The sequence below is a fragment of the Methylobacterium oryzisoli genome (genome assembly GCF_046557895.1).
Classification (GTDB): Bacteria; Pseudomonadota; Alphaproteobacteria; order Rhizobiales; family Beijerinckiaceae; genus Methylobacterium; species Methylobacterium oryzisoli.
Window position 1 is genome coordinate 117,195 of sequence record NZ_JBKIBX010000005.1, and the last position, 18,513, is coordinate 135,707.

Consider the following 18,513-nt stretch of genomic DNA (forward strand, 5'->3'; position numbering starts at 1 on the left):
GGTCAAGCAGGGGCGGGTCAGGGTTCGGGAAACAGGTCGGCGACCGCGACCGCGCAACCGGGCGGATCGAGGCGGAGCGTGCCCTCGCGGGCGATCCGGGTCTCGATCGCCTCCGCGCCGCGGCGGTGATGCAGGACGAGCCGCTCCTGCGCGTCGATGACGAGGTAATGCGCGACGCTCGCAAGGCGGAAATAGGCCGCGAGCTTGATGCCGGTGTCGGTGCGCCGCGTGCCGGGCGAGAGAACCTCGACGACGACCACGGGGGCGGGCACCTCCACCGCATCGGGATCGAGCCGCGGACCGCAATAGACGAGCGCGTCGGGCTCGAACGCGGTGTGGGTGTCGATGCGGACCGTCATGCCGTCCGGCATGGCCCGGCAGGGCAGGTCGGCGGCGCGAAGCGAGCGCTGCAAGGTCTGGAAGACGGCCGCCTTCGTCTCCGCATGCCGCACCCGCTCGGGCGCCATCGCGATCACCTCGCCGTTCACGAGTTCGTGCCGGCCTGGCGCGGTCTCGCCCCATACCAGGAACTCGTCCACGGTCATGCGCGGCTTGGGCTGCGGTCTCACGGCGATGCCTCACGGTCCGGTGAAGAGTGGGCCGACCGGGATCTCGACACCCGGCGGATCGAGGTGCAGGACGCCCTGCGCGACGATGCGCGTCGCGATGGCGTCGCCGTCGCGCCGGTGATGGACGACGACCGCCCGCTTCGGGTCGATCAAGAGGTAGTGCCGGAGGCTCGCGAGGCGGAAGTAATCCGCCAGCTTGGCGCCCTCGTCGATGCGGCGCGTGCCCGGCGACAGCACCTCCACGACGATCACCGGCTCGCGCACCTCGACCGCGTCCGGATCGAGGGCCGCGCCGCAGCAGACGAGCGCGTCGGGCTCGTAGGCCGTGTGGTCGTCGATTCGCACGGTGATGCCGTCCGGCAACATCTCGCAGGGGAGGCCCGAGCGCCCGAGGCTGGATGCGAGGGCGGTCTGCACGGCGAATTTCAGCCGGGCGTGCCGCACGCGCTCGGGCGCCATCGCGACGACCTCGCCGCGCACGAGTTCGTGCCGGCCCGGCGCGGTCTCACACCACACCAGGAACTCGTCCACGGTCATGCGGGCTCTGGGCTGCGGGTCCATCGGCCGCAAGCCTATCACGGGGCCGCTACTGCAGGGATTTCATCTCGCAATTCGCGTAGGCCACGCTCGCATCGACGTAGGCCTTGAGCTTGCCCGCATAGGCCTCGGCCCCCGAGCGGTAGGCCGGGAGCTTGGCGTTGTAGGCCTTCACGGCGTCGTTGAAGGTGTAGGCCTCGAAGCCGGGGCAGCCGGCCTTGGCGTCGAGGCAGGCCGGCCGCTCGGGCGGCGTGGGCCGCGCCGGTTTCTCGCTCGCGGCGGGCGGCACCGGCAGCGTGCAGGCGGCGAGCGCCCCGCCGGGGGTGGTCCAGCCGAGGAGGGCGGACAGGCCGACGACGAGAGCGGTCCGGACGAGAGGGGTCGGGCGCACGGGCGGGTCTCCTCGCTGGTGGCGCGGTGCAGGCCTGCACGCCCGGGTCATCGCCCGGGCATTCACGCCATCGTGTGGATGCGGTTCGCGGCGGCTCCGTAACCCGAACCCTATCTCGGGCGAAACACCCCGTCGTCCCTTGCCATCCCGTCCCTTGCCATCCTGTCCCTGGCCATCCCGTCCCTGGTTCCCGCCGATGCTCGCCCTTCCCTGGCTCGACCGCGCCGGACGTCTCTCGGGCCTCAAGCTCGCCACCTTCCTGGCCGCGCTTGCCCCCGGTCTGTGGTACGCCGCCGCCTACGGCCTCGACCGGCTCGGGGCGAAGCCCCTGACCGCCTTCCTGCACGCGATGGGCGACTGGACTGTCTACTTCCTGATCCTGTCGCTCGCGGTGACGCCCCTGCGGCGCATCGCCGACTGGCCGAAGCTGATCCTCGTGCGGCGGATGCTCGGGCTCACCGCGCTCGCCTACGCGCTGATCCACCTCGTGCTCTACGCCGCCGACCAGAAGTTCGACCTCGTGCGGGTCGCGACCGAGATCGCGGTGCGGATCTACCTCACCATCGGGTTCGTCGCGCTCGTCGGCCTCGCGGTGCTGGGCGCCACTTCGACCGACGCGATGATCCGGCGGCTCGGCCGCACCTGGACCCGGCTGCACCGCCTCGTCTACGGCCTCGCGGTGCTCGCCCTCCTCCACTTCTTCCTGCAATCCAAGATCGACGTCTCGAAACCGGTCTTCTGGAGCGGTCTCTTCCTCGCGCTGATGGGCTGGCGGCTGATGCACCATCGGACGGTGCCGACGACCCCGCTCACCCTGCTGGGTCTCGCCGCGGCGGCGGGCCTCGCGACCGCGGCGCTGGAGGTGGCGTGGTACGCGCTGGCGACGGGCGTGCCGCCCGGCCTGGTGCTCGCCGCCAATCTCGATTTTTCCGCCGGCCTGCGCCCGGCCTGGTGGGTGTTCGGGATCGCGGCCCTGGCCGCGCCGCTGAACCTCGTGCGCGGGACGCCGGCCGGCGGCAGGCGGCCCGCCGCACCGCGGCGTCCGGCCCTCTCGGCCCTCTTGCCCCTGCGCCTGGGGCGCGCCGCGCCGGCCTCCCGCACGGGCGAGTAGGCGGGCCGCCACGGTCGGTCCCGCTCGCCGCACCGGCCCGGACGGCTGCCCGCCCGGCAGGGGAGGAGTTCCGTGGGTGCAATGCGAAACGGCGTTTCGCGTCCTGGCGGTCGCGCCGGGACCGCGCTACACCGGGCGGCAGAACCAGAGAGCCGCCCCCGAGGAGAGGACGCATGAACGCCGCATCCGCCGCCGTCGTGACCCAGACCAACCTCAGCGAAGCCAAGCCCCGCGAGGGCAGCCGCGGCGCGTTCCGGTGGGACGACCCGTTCCTGCTGGAGGATCAGCTCTCCGACGAGGAGCGGCTGATCCGCGACACCGCGCGGGACTTCGCGCAGGAGCGGCTCCTGCCCGGCATCGTCGAGGCCTACGCGGAGGAGAAGACCGACCGCGCCCTGTTCAACGCCATGGGCGAACTCGGGCTGCTCGGCGTCACCCTGCCGGAGGAGTACGGCTGCGCGGGCGCGTCCTACGTCGCCTACGGCCTCGTCGCCCGCGAGGTGGAGCGGGTGGATTCCGGCTACCGCTCGATGATGAGCGTGCAATCGTCGCTCGTGATGTACCCGATCTACGCCTACGGCGACGAGGCGCAGCGCAAGGCCTACCTGCCCAAGCTCGCCTCGGGCGAGTTCGTCGGCTGCTTCGGCCTCACCGAGCCCGACGCGGGCTCGGATCCGGCCGGCATGAAGACCCGCGCCGACAAGATCGACGGCGGCTACCGCATCTCGGGCGCCAAGACCTGGATCTCGAACGCCCCGATCGCCGACGTCTTCGTGGTCTGGGCGAAGTCGCCCGCGCACGACAACCAGATCCGCGGCTTCGTCCTGGAGAAGGGGATGAAGGGGCTCTCGGCCCCCAAGATCAAGGGCAAGCTGTCGCTGCGCGCCTCCGTGACGGGCGAGATCGTGATGGACGGCGTCGAGGTGCCGGAGAGCGCGCTCCTGCCCAACGTCTCGGGGCTGAAGGGGCCGTTCGGCTGCCTCAACCGGGCGCGCTACGGCATCTCCTGGGGGGCGATGGGGGCGGCGGAGGATTGCTGGCACCGCGCCCGCCAGTACACCCTCGACCGGACGCAGTTCGGCCGGCCGCTGGCGCAGACCCAGCTCGTGCAGAAGAAGCTCGCCGACATGCAGACCGAGATCGCCCTCGGTCTCCAGGCCTCCCTGCGCGTCGGGCGCCTGTTCGACGAGGGCCGCATCGCGCCCGAGATGATCTCGATCGTGAAGCGCAACAATTGCGGCAAGGCGCTCGACATCGCCCGCATCGCCCGCGACATGCACGGCGGCAACGGGATCATGGGCGAGTACCACGTCATGCGCCACGCCCAGAACCTCGAGACGGTCAACACCTACGAGGGCACCCACGACGTCCACGCCCTGATCCTCGGCCGGGCGCAGACCGGGCTGCAGGCGTTCTTCTGAGCCCGGACCCGGCTCGACACTGTTCGGCCGTGGCCACGATCGTGGTACACGGCCGGATGCGGACAGGATCGTGCCGATGCTGACCACCATCGACCTCCCTCCCGATCAGGTCGAATCGCTCGATGAGATCGCGGCGCGCGAGCAGACTTCCCGCGAGGCGCTGCTGCGTGCGCTGATCGCGGATTATCTCGCCCGGAACGCGCCGCGATCCGATCTGGACCCATACTTTCGGCTGTGGGGCGAGCGGCCCATCAATGGTCTGGCGTATCAGGACAAGCTCCGGGCCGAGTGGTGAGGCTGCTCTACGATACGAACATCCTGATCGACTTCTTGGTCGGCGATCAGCGTGCTCAAGCCGAACTGACCGAGAATGCGAATCGCGCGATCAGCGTCATCACCTGGATGGAGGTGATGGTCGGCTCGACGGTCCACGACGAGATGGCCACGCGATCGTTCCTGCGGGCGTTCACGGTCATCGGCATCGACACCGCGGTGCAGGAACGGGCTGTCTCCGTGCGCAGGAGCCGGCGCATCAGGCTTCCCGATGCCATCATCTGGGCAACGGCCCAGGTGCATGGCCGAGTGCTCGTGACGCGCAACATCAAGGATTTTCCGGCGAGGGAGCCGGGCATACGGGTGCCCTACACCGTGTGACGCGAGCGGCATTCCCGCCCCCGACCCGCCGTGGTAAGCGTCGCGGACAAGCCGGCCGAACGGCGTTCCGGGGAGGCGCGCGGGACCGGTGATCGTGCACCGTCGTTCCCGCGTTCAGGCGCCCGCCGTGACTGAGACCCGACCCCGCCGCTCCTTCCGCGCCCTCGCCCTCGCGGCGCTCGTCCTGGGGCTCGCCGGCGCGGGGGGCTGGCTCCTGCCCCGGCACCTGCGGGCCGCCGCCCCGGCCGCCGAGCAATCCGCCGAGACATCTGCCCACATGCCGAGCCGCGCCACCGTGGAGGACGGCCGCACGGTCGTGCGCCTCGGCCCCGAGGAGCGCCGGCGCATCGGCGTCGAGACCGTGACCCTGCGGGCGAGCGCCCACCGCCAGGAGCGGCAGGCCTACGGCACGGTGCTGGACCTCGCCCGCGTCACCGACCTGACCAACGCCTATGCGAGCGCCCGCGCGCAGCTCCAGACCGCGCAGGCCCGCCTCGAAGTCTCGAAGAGCGCGCATCTGCGCGCGCGGGCGCTCGGGGTTTACGCCACCGCCGTGCAGGTCGAGACCACGGAGGGCACCTTCCGCACCGACGAGGCCGCGCTCGCCGCCGCGGAATCGCAGCTGCGCACCCTCGCGGCCACGGCGCAGCAGGAATGGGGGCCGGTGATCGGCCGCGCCATCATCGAGCGCAGCCCCCTCGTCACGCGGCTGATCGAGCGGGAGCGCTTCCTCGTGCAGGTGACGCTGCCGCCCGGCGAGCGGATCGGCCAGCCCGCGGCGATCGCCTACGCGGAGGTGCCGCCCCAGAGCGAGCGGGTGCGCCTCGACTACGTCTCGCCCGCCACCCGCACCGACCAGCGCATCCAGGGCCTCAGCTTCTTCTACACGGTGGCGGGGGATGCGGGCTTCCTGCCCGGCATGAGCATGCTCGCCTTCGTGCCCTCCGGCGCGACCGTGCGGGGCACGGCGGTGCCGGAGGACGCGGTGGTGCACTGGCAGGGCGGGGCGTGGTTCTACCGCGCGGTCGGGCCGGACGCCTACGCGCGCCACCCCGTGGCGACCGACGGGCCGATGGCGGACGACACTTTCGTGGTGGCGGGCCTGCCGGAGGAGACCGAGATCGTGCAGCGGGGTGCCCAGGCGCTGCTCTCCGAGGAGATGAAGAGCCAGATCCGCGTCTCGGGCGACGACGACTGAGATGGGCCCGCTCCCGACCGGTTCGCAGGCGCTCCTCGTCGGCTTCGCGATCCGCTTCCGCGGGGTCGTGCTGGCGCTGGCCTTCGGGCTCCTCGCCTACGGGCTGATTGCGCTGGGCCAGGCGCGCTACGACGTGTTTCCCGAATTCGCGCCGCCCTCCGTGGTGGTGCAGACCGAGGCGCCGGGCCTCAGCGCCGAGCAGGTCGAGCAGCTCGTCACCCTGCAGGTGGAGGTCGCGCTCAACGGGCTGCCGGGCGTCGAGAGCCTGCGCTCGGCCTCGATCCAGGGCCTCTCCGTCATCACCGTGGTCTTCCGAGCCGGCAGCGACGTCTTCCGCAACCGGCAGCTCGTCACCGAGCGGCTCGCCACCGTGGCGGCGCGCCTGCCCCAGGGCGTGGCCCCCCCCACCATGACGGCGCTCACCTCGTCGAGCAGCACCGTGCTGCTCGCCGGGATCACCTCCGAGACGCGCTCGCAGCAGGAGCTGCGCACGGTCGCCGACTGGACGGTGCGGCTGCGCCTGCTCGCCGTGCCGGGCATCGCCCAGGTCTCGCTCTACGGCGGCGACGTGCGCTCGCTGCAGGTGCAGGTGCGCCCGCGCGACCTGATCCGCTTCAACATCGGCCTCAACGACGTGCTGGCGGCGGCGCGGCGCGCCACGGGCGTGCGCGGGGCGGGCTTCGTCGACACGCCCAACCAGCGCGTCACCCTCCAGACCGAAGGCCAGTCCCTGACGCCCGAGCAGCTCGCCCGCACGGTGCTGGTCAACGAGGGCGGGGCGAGCGTGGTGCTGGGCGACGTCGCCACCGTGGTCGAGGCGCCCGAGCCGCCCATCGGGGCGGCGCTCATCGACGGCAGGCCCGGCGTGCTGTTCATGATCGGCGCGCAGTACGGGGCCAACACCCTGGAGGCCACCCGCCGGGTCGAGGCGGCGCTGGACGAGCTGCGCCCGGCGCTGGAGCGCGACGGCATCCGCCTGCATGCCGACCTCTTCCGGCCCGCGAACTTCATCGCGGTCGCCACCGGCAACGTGCTGCAGGCGCTGGCGCTCGGCGGCGCGCTCGTCGTCGTGGTGCTCTACCTGTTCCTGTCCGACTGGCGCACCTGCGTCATCTCCTGCGTGGCGATCCCGCTCTCGCTGCTCGCCGCCGTGCTGGCCCTGATGGCGCTCGGCGAGACCCTCAACACCATGACGCTCGGCGGGCTCGCCATCGCGATCGGCGAGGTGGTGGACGACGCGGTGATCGGGGTCGAGAACGTGATGCGGCGCCTGCGCGAGAACCGGCGCCTCGGCGGACCCGTCTCGGAACGGCGCGTCGTGCTCGACGCGATCCTGGAGGTGCGCACCTCCGTCGCCTACGCGACCTTCGCGGTGCTCCTCGTCTTCGTGCCGGTCCTGACCCTCGCGGGCGTCGCCGGGCGGCTCTTCGGCCCGCTCGCGCTCGCCTACATCCTGGCGGTCCTCGCCTCGCTCGCCGTCGCGCTCACGGTGACGCCCGCCCTTGCCGCGCTGCTGCTCACCGGCCGGCGCGACGCGCCGACGGCCGAGCCGCCGCTGATGCGCTGGTCGCGCCGGGCCTACGAGCGGCTGCTGCGCGGCATCGAGCGGGCGCCGCTCCTCGTCGGCGCCGCGACGCTGGCGGGCACCGTCGCGGCGGGCTCGCTGCTGCCCTCCTTCGGCAGCACCTTCCTGCCCGACCTCAAGGAGGGGCACCTGATCCTGCACATGGTGGCGGCGCCCGGCACCTCGCTGCAGGAATCCCTGCGCATGGGCGGCCACCTCACCGCGGCCCTGCGGGAGATTCCGGGCGTGCGGGCGGTGGCCCAGCAGGTCGGGCGGGCCGAGGCCGGGCAGGATACCGCCGGCACCCATTACAGCGAGGTCCATATCGACCTCGACCCAGGCCTCGATGGCGAGGGCCAGGAGGCGGTGGAGGCCCGCATCCGCGCCCTGGCCGCCGGCTTCTCGGGGGCGGCTTTTTCGCTCAAGACCTTTCTGACCGAGCGCATCGAGGAGACGGTCTCGGGCTTCACCGCGCCCGTCGTCGTCACGGTGTTCGGCCAGGATCTCGTGGCCATCGAGCGGGTGGCGCGGGACGTGGCGCGCGAGCTCGGCGAGGTGCGGGGGGCCGCCGACATCCAGCAGCCGGCGCCGCCGGGCCTGCCGCAGGTCACGGTCGCCCTGCGGCCCGCGGACCTGCGGCACTGGGGCCTCGACGCGGTCGCGGTGCTCGAACTCGTGCGCACCGCCTACCAGGGCGACATCGTCGGCCAGTCCTACGAGGGCAACGCCGTCTTCAACGTCATCGTCAACCTCGACGCGGCGGTGCGCGGGCGCCTGTCGAGCCTCGGCGAGCTGCCCCTGCGCACCCGCGGCGGCACCTCCGTGCTGCTGCGGCAGGTCGCCGACATCTACGAGGCGCCCGGCCGCTTCCAGGTGCTGCACCAGGGCGCGCGGCGGGTGCAGACCGTCACGGCGAACGTGGTCGGGCGCGACGTCGACTCCTTCGTGGCGCAGGCCCGCCGCAAGCTCGCCCGCGAGGTCGCGCTGCCGCCGGGCACCTACCTGACCTTCTCAGGCAGCGCCGAGGAGCAGGCGCGCTCGCGGCGCGACCTCCTCGTCGCCTCGGGCTTCGCGGGCGCCGGCATCCTGCTGCTGCTCGGCATGGTGACGGGCCACTGGCGCAACCTACTCCTCGTGCTGGCGAACCTGCCCTTCGCGGCCGTCGGCGGCGTGATCGCCGTGGCGCTGACCGGGGCCGTCCTCTCGCTCGGCTCGATGGTCGGCTTCGTGACGCTGTTCGGCATCAGCGTGCGCAACACCATCATGATGGTCTCGCACTTCGAGCACCTCGTCGCCGTCGAAGGGCGCCGCTGGGACCTCGCGACGGCGGTGGAGGGCGCGGGCGACCGCCTGGTGCCGATCCTCGCCACCTCGCTCGTCACCGGCCTCGGCCTGCTGCCGCTGGCGCTGGGCTCCGGCGAGCCCGGCCGCGAGATCGAGGGACCGATGGCGATCGTGATCCTCGGCGGCCTCGTCACCTCGACGGTCCTCAACCTGCTGATCCTGCCGATGCTCGCCCTGCGGCTCGGACGGTTCGCGCCCCCCTCCGAGCCGGACCCGCCGGCGGGCTTTTCCGCCGGGCCCGGATCGCACGCGCCCCTCTCGCGCATCGGCTGACGCGCCGGCCGACGTCCGCCGTCCCGGTCGATCGCGCGGCGGCGGCAGGCCGGCGTTCATGTCGCAGGTCTCGTCCCCAGGCGCCGCCGGCCGGTCCCGGCAACCAAAATGCGAACACCGCGTTCCACTGTCGAATTCGCGTGCGGACTACGATCCGCCGCTCACTTACCTTGCAGGAGCCCCCATGACGTCCAGTACGGGCGCGTCCGTGCGCCGGCACATCCGCCATATCGATATCTACTGCCCGAACGACCTCGCGCATTGGAGTCAGCGGCTCGGCATCTCCGACACGCAACTGCGTCAGACCGTGAAATTGGTCGGCAGCCGCGCCGCCACTGTGGCCGCCCATCACGGCGTGTCGCTCTGACGAGCGGACGGGCGTCCACGGCATCGCTCACACGATCGCGCTCAAACGCCCATTCGATGGACAAGCGCGGGCAGCGCGGGATCCCTTCTCCCGTGCGGGAGAAGGGATCCCGCGCTGCCCGCGCTTGCGTCCCGTGCGGACACCGTCTCCGCCGACCCTCAGCCCTCTCCCGCCCCGTCGGCCGCCGCCTTCGCGCGCGACGCGACCAGCGACTGCGCCGCCGCGCCCGGCGCGCCGGGGCCTCCGGCGACCGTGACGGTCGGGACCGCGAACGGGATGCCCTCGGCGGCGAACGCCTCCTTGATCAGCGCGTAGGCGCGGCGCCGGATCACGAACTGCTCGCCCGGCCGAGTCATCATCTTCAGCCGCACCTGGATCGCGTAGTCGCCGAAGGCCTCGACGCCCTGCATCTTCAGGGTTTCGAGGATGTGCGGGGCGAAATCCGGATCGGCCGCCAGCGTGCGCCCGACCTCCTTCACGATGCGCTTCACCCGGGCGAGGTCGGTCTCGTAGGGCACGCCGATCGACAGCTTGTCGATCACCCAGTCGCGCGAATAATTCGTGATGGTGGAGAGCGCGCCGAACGGCACCGTGTGCAGTGCGCCGCGGTGGTGGCGCAGCTTGATCGAGCGCAGCGAAAACGCCTCCACGGTCCCCTTGATGCGTCCGCTCTCGATGTACTCGCCGACCCGGAAGGCGTCGTCGAGGAGGAAGAACATCCCCGAGAGGATGTCCTTGACGAGCGTCTGGGCGCCGAAGCCGACCGCGATCCCGACCACGCCCGCGCCCGCGAGCAGCGGCCCGACCTCGACGCCGAGCGTCGCGAGCGCGGTCAGGCCGGCCACCGCCAGCAGGCCGGCCAGCAGCAGGTTGCGCAGCACCGGCAGCAGGGTGCGCAGGCGCTGGCGGCGGCGCAGTTCCGCCTCGGTGGCGCCCGCCGACGCGGCCTCGGCCTCGCTCAGCTGCCGGTCGATCCAGGTCCTGGCGACCTGCCAGACGAAATCCGCGCTCAGCGCCACGATGACGAGGTCCAGCGCGCCGCGGGCGACCCGCTCGGCCGGCGTTCCGCCCGCCGCCAGCATGGTGAGGTCGATGCCGAGGATGCGCGCGATCACCAGCGCGCCCCCGGCGAAGAGCGCGATGCGCAGGCCGCCCTGGAGCGCGACGACCGCGAGCGGGCGCAGCCCGACCTCCGGCCCGCCCTCCGCGGACGGCCGCAGCAGGTGGGCGATGATCCCGCGCAGGCCGTGATGGCCGAGCACGAGCACGAAGGCCGTGATCCCGATGAAGAATGCCGCCGCGGCGCCCGCCAGGGCGGTGAGCCAGAGGCCGACGAGGAAAGCGGAGACGAGCCAGCCCACCGCATCGCGCCGCCCGCGCGCGGCGCGCGGACCGCCGTCCCGGGCGGGCCGGTTCCAGAGCGCGGCGAGCGCCAGGACCAGCGTGACGAGACCGAGCAGCAGGCCCACGAGGCTGCGCGTAGTCGGGCTGCCGCCGAGCACGGGCACGAGGTCGAAACTCGCCTTGCCGAATGCGAAGGCGCCGACGATGGCGGCCGACCATGCGGACCAGTAGCGCGCGGCCGTGTCCGCCATCGGCAGCAGCCGGAAGCGCCCGGCCTCCGGCGCCAACACGACACCACCGCCGACCAGCGTGAGCCGCACCGTGAGGAAGACCAGGAGGTAGGACAGCAGCACCTCTTGGAGGAGGGGCGGCCAGGTGAAGGCCAGGACGACGCCGAGGCTGCCGGCCGCGAAGGCCGCCACGAGACCGAGGCCGTCGAGCGCCCGCCAGCCGGTCGCGGCGAGGCGCTCCTCCACCGTCGCGACGGGCAGCGCCGCCATCCGCAGGCGCAGGTCGCCCGAAAGACGCCGGAAGACCGCCTGGGCGGCAAAGCCCAGCCCCGCGAAGGCGAGGACGAGGACGAGCGCGGCCGGAAAGCCGCGGGCGCCGGCCTCCGCCATCACCCGCCCCCGCATCGCCGCGATCTCCTCCGGCAGGCGGGGGATCCCCGCCGCGAGGTCGCGCAGGGAGCCGCGCGCCGCGTCGAGGTGGCGGCCCATCATCGCCTCCGGCGGCCCGGAGGGGGCCGGCGCGGAGGGGACCTCCGCCGCGGAGGGGACCTCCGCCGCGCGGGTCCCCTGGCGCTCCAGCCACGCCCGCAGTCCGGGCCGGTCGAGGAGGTCGGAGAGGGTGCGCAGATCCTCGGGGGAGGGGGCGGGCTGCGCGCCCGCCGGGGCGCAGACGCCGCAGGAGAGCGCCAGGACGAGGGCGGCGCGGGAGGCGAACGACCCGGACATGCTGGTGCCGATCCGTGCTGCCGCGCAGCGTGAGCGCACAGGATACGACATTCCGGCCGGGCGGCAACGCGCGGGTGGCGCCGAGAGCGCATCAGGTCGCGATCGATCCGGTGTGCCCTTCCCTCGCGAACCGAGATCTCCACCAAGAGCCCCATGCCACGTGATCGCATCCGACGCCCCCGCAACGCTCCCGGCCGACATGGACACCGGTTCGGCACCAGTGAGCGCGCAGAACAAGGACCGAGGGCCGCAGCCCATGGCAGCGCGATCGGGGGCGGCTCCCGTGGTGAGCGGCACCTCCCGCCCGGGAACCGGTCTTCGCGACCGTGTTCCCGGTGGGCAACGCTCAGGCATCCTCCTGCCGATCCGCAGACCATGGCCGGGCCTGCCGACGGCTCGAGGATCGCAGTACAGCGCCCCGGCGCGCTTCCCCTGACGCTGATGCGATGACGGAGTGAAACAGGAACATCTGGCAAAAGATCTTCCAAGCAATCCCGATCGTCTGTTGCCGGCTTGCATCACATCGAGTCTTGGTTGATGGCGCCACAGATTTTCATTCGTCCGCGTCCGGAAGCGATTGCGACCAAGCTGCAGCACAGGTATCTCGAAGATACGGCTCCGATCCGATCGGGCCGGAGTAACTCGTCAGCTGGAAGATGCTGGTGACGCTTTGCTGCGTTGCTTTCGTTCCGACATCCTCGCGATTCTGTATCTTGCTTGATGGTGTCGCCGAAGCCCTGTTCCTGGGCGAACAGGCTGCCGATGCAGTCTTCGGTGTGACCGGATGGACTTCGTCATGTCAGGCTTCTGTTGCATGATGACGGAGAGAGAAGTCGTCTTGATGCCGTTGTGCAATAATGCATCCATGTCGCTCGCCATGAGCATGACTGAACGATAACCAAGGGGGGAATAGAGAATGGCCTTGCCAATCGTCTTCAACAACACGGTCTATGCGGCTGGTTTCGCGGCTTCCGACGACGGCGCACCCTCTGCCACCTTCGGCCTGGACGACATCTCGACCGCGAACATCTCTCTGACCGGAACGATCAACGCGATCGGCGATCCCGTGCAAGCCACGGGCATCCTTCCGGGAGCCTCGGCCTCCTCGACGACGACGCTCTATGCAACTCAGTACGATTCGTCGGGGCTGATTCAATTTTCCGACAGCACGACCAATCCCCAGACCCGCTTCGTCTTCTCCAATTCCCAGCTCGCGCCGCGGCAGCGCGTCACCTTCGACAGCAACAACACGCCGGGCGATTACACTCCGGTGTGCTTCGTCACCGGCACCCCCATCCGCGTGGTGCGCGACGGGGCCGAGGTGGACGTCGTGGTGGAGGATCTGCGCGTCGGTGACCAGGCGGTCACGGCCTCCGGTCACCGGCGTCCGATCGTCTGGATCGGACACCGCACGCTCGCCTGCCGTCGTCATCCCCGGCCCGGGTCGGTCATGCCCGTCCGCATCGCCGCGGGCGCGTTCGGCGAGGGCCGGCCGGCCCGCGACGTCTTCGTGTCGCCCGGTCACGCCATCTGCGTCGACGTGCTCGGCGCGGTGCTGATCCCGGTCTCCCACCTCGTCAACGGCGCCACGATCGCGCAGGTCGAGGTCGACACCGTCACGTACTGGCACGTCGAACTCGATCGTCACGACGTCCTGCTGGCCGGCGGCCTGCCCGCCGAGAGCTACATCGACTGCGGCAACCGCAGCTTCTTCGCGACGGGGCAGGGCGAGGTCGATCCGGCCCGGACCGGCTCGCTCGCCGATTACTGCCACCCGCTCGCCGAGGAGGCGGTCGTCACGGCCGTGCACGGTCGCCTGCGCAGCCGCGCTCTTCAGCTCGGCTGGACCCTCGACACCGCTCCGCTCGCCGGCCTGCACCTCGTGGCGGACGGGCGGGTGGTCCGGCCGACCACGACGGGCACCGTCGCGCATTTCGCGCTGCCGGCCGATGCCCGTGACGTCTGGCTGGTGTCGGACACGAGCATCCCGGCCGAGATGGGCGTGAATGGCGACACGCGCCGCCTCGGCGTGTCCGTCCAGGCGCTCGGCATCGAGGATGGCTCGGCCGGCCAGCGGGAGATTCCCCTGGACGATCCGCGCCTCGCCACCGGCTTCCACCGCCTCGAACACGAGGGCGGCGTGCATCGCTGGACGGACGGGCGGGCGCATCTGCCGGCCTCGCTCTGGGAGGATCGCGGCGGACCCGTGGTGGTCCACGTGGCGTGTCTGGCGAGCGAACTGGCACGCTGGGTCGCCCCTGCGGCCGCCGGCGTGCCGGAGCAGGCCGGTACGGCGCCGCACCTGCACGCCGCTCGCTCGGCCGCCTGACCCTGACGGCCCCGGGCGCGTGCCGCACGGCCCGGGGCCAGCGCCCCTTCCCGGCTCCGCGATCGCGCACCGCCGCCCGTCGGTGAGCCGGGACGGTCGTGGCGGCGAGCACCGCCACGAGGAGCGCGGCACCCGTTCCCCTCCGCGCAGGTTCTGCGCCAAGGTTCCGATTCCTTCGATGGTGTCCGCGACGAGCCGGGACCTGCCTCGCCGGACAAGAAGGCGCCGCCAGCCCTCCACCAAGAGCCAGGTTCCGGGAGACGGAGTGGCGGAGCCGCGCCGACCGGCCTAGATGAGGCGCAGCGGCAACCGGGTGGTCCTGGCGGTGCAGTTCTATCTTCCGATCGCCGAGATGCCGGTGAGCGTGCTGATGCTCCTCGGGCTCGGGGCGGCGGTGGGCTTCATCTCCGGGGTCTTCGGCATCGGCGGCGGCTTCCTGATGACGCCGGTGCTGATCGTGATGGGGATTCCCCCCGCGGTCGCGGTGGCGACGCAGGGCGCGCCCATCGTCGCCTCCTCCACCACCAGCGTGCTCGCGGCCCTGCGGCGGCGGGCGATCGATCTCCGGCTCGGACTGGTGCTGGTGGGCGGCGGCCTCGTGGGCTCGGCCCTCGGGGTCTGGTTCTTCGCCGCCTTGCGCCGGGCGGGCCAGCTCGACCTCTTCATCACGCTCGCCTACGTGACCCTGTTCACGGTCGTCGGCGGGCTGATGCTGATCGAGGTGCTGCGCGGCCTCTGGGCGCGGCGGGGCGGCCGGGCGGCGCCGGTACGGCTGGGGCGCGATCACCCGCCCTACATGGCGTGGCCGCTGCGGATGCGCTTTCCGCGCTCGCGCCTCTATGCCAGCGTGATCCCGATCCTCGGGCTCGCCCTGTTCGTGGGCTTCGCGGGCGCGGTGCTGGGCATCGGCGGCGGCTTCATCATGGTGCCGGCGCTCCTCTACCTCCTGCGGGTGCCGACCGGGGTGGTGGTGGGCACCTCGCAGTTCCAGATCCTCTGGACCACCCTCGTCGCCCTGGTGCTGCACGCGGTGCAGAACCAGGCGGTCGACATCGTGCTCGCGGTGATCCTGATCGCCGGGGGCGTCTTTGGCGCGCAGTTCGGCGCCCGGGCCGGGCGCAACCTGCGCGCCGACACCTTCCGGCTCCTCCTGGCGGTGCTGGTGCTCGCCGTCGACCTGCGCTTCGTGCTGGAACTGACCCTGCGCCCGGCCGAGCCGTTCTCGATCGTCGTCGCGGAGGGGCGGTGATGCGCGCGAGCCTCCCCGGTCTCGCGGGAGTCTTGAGCCTTCTGGGCCTTCTGGCGGCGGGCGCCGCGCGGGCCGAGACGCTGGTGGTCAGCCTGTCGTTCAGCCGGCTCGCCGTCACCTCGACCTACACGGGTTCCTCGGTGGCGGTGTTCGGCGCCATCGAACGGGACACGCAGGCGGCGGCGCGCGCGGGCGCCTACGACGTGGTGGTGACGATCCGCGGGCCGCGCCAGTCGCTCACCGTGCGCGAGAAGCAGGCGCTGGGGCCGCTCTACGTCAACCGCGACCAGCAAAAGTTCGCCGACGTCCCGAGCTTCCTCGCGGTGCTCGCCTCACGGCCGCTCGCCGAGATCGCCGACCCGGAGACGCGGGCGCGGCTGCGCCTGGGGCTCGGCGCCATCGTGGCCGGGCCGGGGCTGACGCTCGGGCGCGGCGGGGCGGAGGATCCGTTTCGCGAGGCGCTCCTGCGCCTGCGCCGGGCCGAGCGGCTCTTCGTCGAGAACGAGACGGGCGTGCGCTTCCTGTCGCCGGCGGTCTTCCGCACCGGCGCGGCTCTGCCCGCCACCGCGCCGGTGGGCGCCTACGACGTCGAGGTGACGCTGCTCGCGGGCGGTGTGCCCCTGGCGCGCGAGAATGCCCGCTTCGACCTCGTCAAGGCCGGGTTCGAGCAGCAGATGGCGAGCTTCGCCCACGACTGGTCGCTGTTCTACGGGATCGCCACGGGCGTGCTGGCGCTGCTCTCGGGCTGGCTCGCCAGCGTGATCTTCAGGAGGGATTGAATGGACCGCGATGCCCCCGCCCCGGCCGGCGCCCTCGTCCTCGGTGCCGCGGGCCTGATCCCCTTCGCGGGCCTGAGCCTGCTCGTGATCCTCGGCCGGGCCGACCTGTTCGGGCTGCCGGTGCGGCCGGCGCTGGCGGCCTACGCGGCGATCATCGCCTCCTTCCTGGGCGGCATCCGCTGGGGCCTCGCCGCGCGGGGCGGGCGGAACGCCGATTACCTCATCGCCATCTTGCCCTCGCTCCTCGCCTGGGCGGCGCTCGCCGCGCCCGCCCCGTGGGACCTGCGGCTGCTCGGCGCCCTGGTGCTGGCCTGGGGCGCCGTGGACCAAGACCTGCCGCGCCGCGGCCTCGCGCCCCGCTGGCTCGGGCGCCTGCGCCTCGCCCTCTCGGGGGGCGCCGGCCTCGCGCTGCTGGCCGCCGGCTATCTCGGGGCCTGATCGGCCCAGGGCGCCCCCGCGAACTGCCGCTCGAGGAAGCCGATCAGGGCCGAGACCCGGGCCGGCCGCAGGGTGCCGGGCGGCATCACGAGGTTGAGGGCGATCGGCGGCGGCGCCCAGTCCGGCATCACCCGCACGAGCCGCCCGGCCGCGAGGTCTTCCCAGATCAGGAAGTCGGGCTGCACCGCGAGGCCGAGCCCGGCGCGCAGGGCCGGCGTCAGGGCGTCCGCGTTGTTGGCGCGCAGCCGCCCGGCGGGCGTCACCGCGACGTCGCGGCCTTCCGCGTCCGCGAAGTGCCAGCGCTCCGGGTTCGGCAGGTAGGCGTAGCCGAGGCAGGCATGGTTCGCGAGGTCGTGCGGGTGGGCCGGACGGCCGTGCCGGTCGAGATAGGCCGGGGCGGCGACGAGCGAGCGGCGCACCGCGCAGAGCCGGCGCACCCGCAGCGAAGAATCCGCGAGCGCCGCGATGCGCAGGCCGAGGTCGAACCCGCCGCCCACGAGGTCGACGAGCGCGTCGGAGAGGTGCAGGTCGATGGCGACCTCCGGGTGCTCGGTCAGGAAGGCCGGCAGGCGCGGGCCGAGATGCGCGAGGCCGAAGGACATCGGGGCGGCGAGCCGCACCAGCCCGCGGGGCTGGCGCGAGGCGGCCTGCGCGTCGGCCTCCGCCGCCTCGCCCGCCGCCAGGATGCGGCCCGCCCCCTCCAGCGCGGCGCGGCCCGCCTCCGTGAGCGCGATCCGCCGGGAGGTGCGGTGGAGCAGGCTCGCGCCGAGGCGCGCTTCGAGCCGGCTCACCGCCTTCGAGACCGTGGCGGTGGAGAGGCCGAGATCCGCCGCCGCGCGGGAGAAGGAGCCGGCCTGCGCCACTCGGGCGAAGATCGCCCAGGCCTCGAAGTCGGGGAGTGCCGCCATGGTCAAAAAAATTCCGAAACGATGCCTTTCCATCGTTTCCGTTCTCGCGGGTGAGGGCAAGGCCTAGATTCCGGCTCGACAGCGGGACCCCCCGCGACGGATCCCGCCAAGGAGGCAGCCATGACCGCCACCGGCCTTCACCACGTCACCGCGATCTCCGGCCCCGCCCGGCGCAACCTCGACTTCTACACCCGGGTGCTGGGCCTGCGCCTCGTCAAGAAGACCGTGAACTTCGACGATCCGGGCACCTACCACCTCTATTACGGCGACGCGGCGGGGCAGCCCGGCACGATCCTGACCTTCTTCCCCTGGGAAAACGTCGCGCCGGGCCGCGTCGGGATCGGCGAGACGCAGGAGACGGCGCTGCGGGTGCCGCGCGGATCGATCGGCTACTGGACGCACCGCCTCGTCGCAGCCGGCGTGCCGCACGAGGCCCCGGCCCAGGTCTTCGGCGAGACCGTGCTGCCCTTCCGCGACCCGGACGGGATGGCGCTCGCCCTCGTCGGGGTGGCGGGGGCCGAGGCCGAGCCGGCCTGGACGGGCGGCGATATTGCGGCCGAGCACGCGATCCGCGGCGTCCACGGCGTCACCCTGCTGCTGCGCGAGGCGGAGCCCACCGCGGCGATCCTCACCGACGTGCTCGGCCTGACGCAGGCGGGCCGGGAAGGGGTGCTGACCCGGTTCACCGGCACGGCGCCGCTCGGCGGCCACGTGACCCTGCGGGCGGTGGGCGACTTCCTGCGCGGCCGGCCGGGCGGCGGCTCGGTGCACCACATCGCCTTCCGGGCGGCGGACGACGCCGTGCAGGCCGCGATGGCGGAGCGCCTCGCCGCGGGGCATGGCATCGAGGCGACCGAGCAGCGCGACCGCAACTACTTCCGCTCGGTGTACTTCCGCGAGCCGGGAGGCGTGCTGTTCGAGATCGCCACCGACGCGCCGGGCTTCGCGGCGGACGAGCCCGCCGGGCAGCTGGGCGAGGCGCTCAAGCTGCCGGGCTTCCTGGAGCCGCACCGCGCGGAGATCGAGCGGGTGCTGCCGAAGGTGGCCTGATCCCGCCCCGGCCGGACGGGACCTCGGGGGG

At 72.6% G+C, this 18,513-nt stretch carries 17 protein-coding genes; 12 read left to right on the forward strand and 5 right to left on the reverse strand.

Annotated features, from left to right (window positions below):
* Positions 1 to 17 precede the first annotated feature (17 nt).
* The 3 genes from ACKUB9_RS07210 to ACKUB9_RS07220 are packed head-to-tail and all read right to left on the reverse strand — an operon-like array spanning position 18 to position 1,455.
* The gene (locus ACKUB9_RS07210; RefSeq protein WP_407519801.1) at positions 18 to 545 is read right to left on the reverse strand and encodes a Uma2 family endonuclease; all 528 of its coding nucleotides are present in this window, start codon (positions 543 to 545) and stop codon (positions 18 to 20) included.
* Between the two features lie 33 nt (positions 546 to 578).
* Positions 579 to 1,106 carry a Uma2 family endonuclease gene (locus ACKUB9_RS07215; RefSeq protein ID WP_407519686.1) on the reverse strand — a complete coding sequence of 176 codons (528 nt, stop codon included), beginning with the start codon at positions 1,104 to 1,106 and terminating at the stop codon, positions 579 to 581.
* 49 nt (positions 1,107 to 1,155) lie between these two features.
* The gene (locus ACKUB9_RS07220; protein WP_432760178.1) at positions 1,156 to 1,455 is read right to left on the reverse strand and encodes a hypothetical protein; all 300 of its coding nucleotides are present in this window, start codon (positions 1,453 to 1,455) and stop codon (positions 1,156 to 1,158) included.
* Positions 1,456 to 1,693: 238 nt separating this feature from the next.
* On the opposite strand from ACKUB9_RS07220, the gene msrQ reads away from it, so the two are divergent.
* From msrQ to ACKUB9_RS07255, 7 genes are all read left to right on the forward strand, one after another.
* Positions 1,694 to 2,608 carry a protein-methionine-sulfoxide reductase heme-binding subunit MsrQ gene (msrQ, locus tag ACKUB9_RS07225; RefSeq protein ID WP_407519684.1) on the forward strand — a complete coding sequence of 305 codons (915 nt, stop codon included), beginning with the start codon at positions 1,694 to 1,696 and terminating at the stop codon, positions 2,606 to 2,608.
* A 173-nt stretch (positions 2,609 to 2,781) separates the two neighbouring features.
* The gene (locus ACKUB9_RS07230) at positions 2,782 to 4,029 is read left to right on the forward strand and encodes an acyl-CoA dehydrogenase (RefSeq protein WP_407519683.1); all 1,248 of its coding nucleotides are present in this window, start codon (positions 2,782 to 2,784) and stop codon (positions 4,027 to 4,029) included.
* 76 nt (positions 4,030 to 4,105) lie between these two features.
* Positions 4,106 to 4,324 carry a ribbon-helix-helix domain-containing protein gene (locus ACKUB9_RS07235; protein WP_407519682.1) on the forward strand — a complete coding sequence of 73 codons (219 nt, stop codon included), beginning with the start codon at positions 4,106 to 4,108 and terminating at the stop codon, positions 4,322 to 4,324.
* Positions 4,318 to 4,683, forward strand: a complete 366-nt coding sequence (locus ACKUB9_RS07240) for a type II toxin-antitoxin system VapC family toxin (RefSeq protein ID WP_407519681.1) — start codon at positions 4,318 to 4,320, stop codon at positions 4,681 to 4,683. Before ACKUB9_RS07235 ends, ACKUB9_RS07240 begins: the two co-directional genes overlap by 7 nt.
* Before the next feature lie 127 nt (positions 4,684 to 4,810).
* The gene (locus tag ACKUB9_RS07245; RefSeq protein WP_407519680.1) at positions 4,811 to 5,881 is read left to right on the forward strand and encodes an efflux RND transporter periplasmic adaptor subunit; all 1,071 of its coding nucleotides are present in this window, start codon (positions 4,811 to 4,813) and stop codon (positions 5,879 to 5,881) included.
* Position 5,882: 1 nt separating this feature from the next.
* Positions 5,883 to 9,062 (forward strand): efflux RND transporter permease subunit, encoded by a 3,180-nt coding sequence (locus ACKUB9_RS07250; protein ID WP_407519679.1) that lies wholly within the window; start codon positions 5,883 to 5,885, stop codon positions 9,060 to 9,062.
* 184 nt (positions 9,063 to 9,246) lie between these two features.
* The gene (locus ACKUB9_RS07255; protein WP_407519677.1) at positions 9,247 to 9,429 is read left to right on the forward strand and encodes a DUF3606 domain-containing protein; all 183 of its coding nucleotides are present in this window, start codon (positions 9,247 to 9,249) and stop codon (positions 9,427 to 9,429) included.
* A 158-nt stretch (positions 9,430 to 9,587) separates the two neighbouring features.
* On the opposite strand, the gene ACKUB9_RS07260 is transcribed toward ACKUB9_RS07255, so the two are convergent.
* Positions 9,588 to 11,729 carry a mechanosensitive ion channel family protein gene (locus ACKUB9_RS07260; RefSeq protein WP_407519676.1) on the reverse strand — a complete coding sequence of 714 codons (2,142 nt, stop codon included), beginning with the start codon at positions 11,727 to 11,729 and terminating at the stop codon, positions 9,588 to 9,590.
* Positions 11,730 to 12,645: 916 nt separating this feature from the next.
* Here ACKUB9_RS07260 and ACKUB9_RS07265 point away from each other — a divergent pair.
* The 4 genes from ACKUB9_RS07265 (at position 12,646) to ACKUB9_RS07280 (ending at position 16,524) form a co-directional block, all read left to right on the forward strand.
* Positions 12,646 to 14,058 (forward strand): Hint domain-containing protein, encoded by a 1,413-nt coding sequence (locus ACKUB9_RS07265; protein ID WP_407519675.1) that lies wholly within the window; start codon positions 12,646 to 12,648, stop codon positions 14,056 to 14,058.
* A gap of 325 nt (positions 14,059 to 14,383) precedes the next feature.
* Positions 14,384 to 15,307: a sulfite exporter TauE/SafE family protein gene (locus ACKUB9_RS07270; protein WP_407519800.1), complete on the forward strand. Its 924-nt coding sequence runs from the start codon at positions 14,384 to 14,386 to the stop codon at positions 15,305 to 15,307.
* Positions 15,307 to 16,086, forward strand: a complete 780-nt coding sequence (locus ACKUB9_RS07275; protein WP_407519674.1) for a TIGR02186 family protein — start codon at positions 15,307 to 15,309, stop codon at positions 16,084 to 16,086. The genes ACKUB9_RS07270 and ACKUB9_RS07275 overlap by 1 nt, the downstream gene beginning before the upstream one ends.
* The gene (locus tag ACKUB9_RS07280; RefSeq protein WP_407519673.1) at positions 16,087 to 16,524 is read left to right on the forward strand and encodes a DUF3429 domain-containing protein; all 438 of its coding nucleotides are present in this window, start codon (positions 16,087 to 16,089) and stop codon (positions 16,522 to 16,524) included.
* Here ACKUB9_RS07280 and ACKUB9_RS07285 read toward each other — a convergent pair.
* A complete protein-coding gene (locus ACKUB9_RS07285) occupies positions 16,509 to 17,432 on the reverse strand; it encodes a LysR family transcriptional regulator (protein ID WP_407519672.1) in 924 nt (307 codons plus the stop codon). The two genes, ACKUB9_RS07280 and ACKUB9_RS07285, sit on opposite strands and share 16 nt — an antisense overlap.
* A gap of 120 nt (positions 17,433 to 17,552) precedes the next feature.
* Between ACKUB9_RS07285 and ACKUB9_RS07290 the strand changes: the two genes are divergently transcribed.
* On the forward strand, positions 17,553 to 18,482 hold the full coding sequence (locus ACKUB9_RS07290) for a ring-cleaving dioxygenase (RefSeq protein WP_407519671.1): 930 nt from the start codon (positions 17,553 to 17,555) through the stop codon (positions 18,480 to 18,482).
* Positions 18,483 to 18,513: the final 31 nt, after the last annotated feature.

Bases quoted from the DNA above. Each gene is read 5' to 3' on its own strand.
- ACKUB9_RS07210 (WP_407519801.1), bottom strand. From the start codon at position 545: ATGACCGTGGACGAGTTCCTGGTATGGGGCGAGACCGCGCCAGGCCGG.
- ACKUB9_RS07215 (WP_407519686.1), bottom strand. From the start codon at position 1,106: ATGACCGTGGACGAGTTCCTGGTGTGGTGTGAGACCGCGCCGGGCCGG.
- msrQ (WP_407519684.1), top strand. From the start codon at position 1,694: ATGCTCGCCCTTCCCTGGCTCGACCGCGCCGGACGTCTCTCGGGCCTC.
- ACKUB9_RS07230 (WP_407519683.1), top strand. From the start codon at position 2,782: ATGAACGCCGCATCCGCCGCCGTCGTGACCCAGACCAACCTCAGCGAA.
- ACKUB9_RS07235 (WP_407519682.1), top strand. From the start codon at position 4,106: ATGCTGACCACCATCGACCTCCCTCCCGATCAGGTCGAATCGCTCGAT.
- ACKUB9_RS07250 (WP_407519679.1), top strand. From the start codon at position 5,883: ATGGGCCCGCTCCCGACCGGTTCGCAGGCGCTCCTCGTCGGCTTCGCG.
- ACKUB9_RS07255 (WP_407519677.1), top strand. From the start codon at position 9,247: ATGACGTCCAGTACGGGCGCGTCCGTGCGCCGGCACATCCGCCATATC.
- ACKUB9_RS07260 (WP_407519676.1), bottom strand. From the start codon at position 11,729: ATGTCCGGGTCGTTCGCCTCCCGCGCCGCCCTCGTCCTGGCGCTCTCC.
- ACKUB9_RS07265 (WP_407519675.1), top strand. From the start codon at position 12,646: ATGGCCTTGCCAATCGTCTTCAACAACACGGTCTATGCGGCTGGTTTC.
- ACKUB9_RS07275 (WP_407519674.1), top strand. From the start codon at position 15,307: ATGCGCGCGAGCCTCCCCGGTCTCGCGGGAGTCTTGAGCCTTCTGGGC.
- ACKUB9_RS07280 (WP_407519673.1), top strand. From the start codon at position 16,087: ATGGACCGCGATGCCCCCGCCCCGGCCGGCGCCCTCGTCCTCGGTGCC.
- ACKUB9_RS07285 (WP_407519672.1), bottom strand. From the start codon at position 17,432: ATGGCGGCACTCCCCGACTTCGAGGCCTGGGCGATCTTCGCCCGAGTG.
- ACKUB9_RS07290 (WP_407519671.1), top strand. From the start codon at position 17,553: ATGACCGCCACCGGCCTTCACCACGTCACCGCGATCTCCGGCCCCGCC.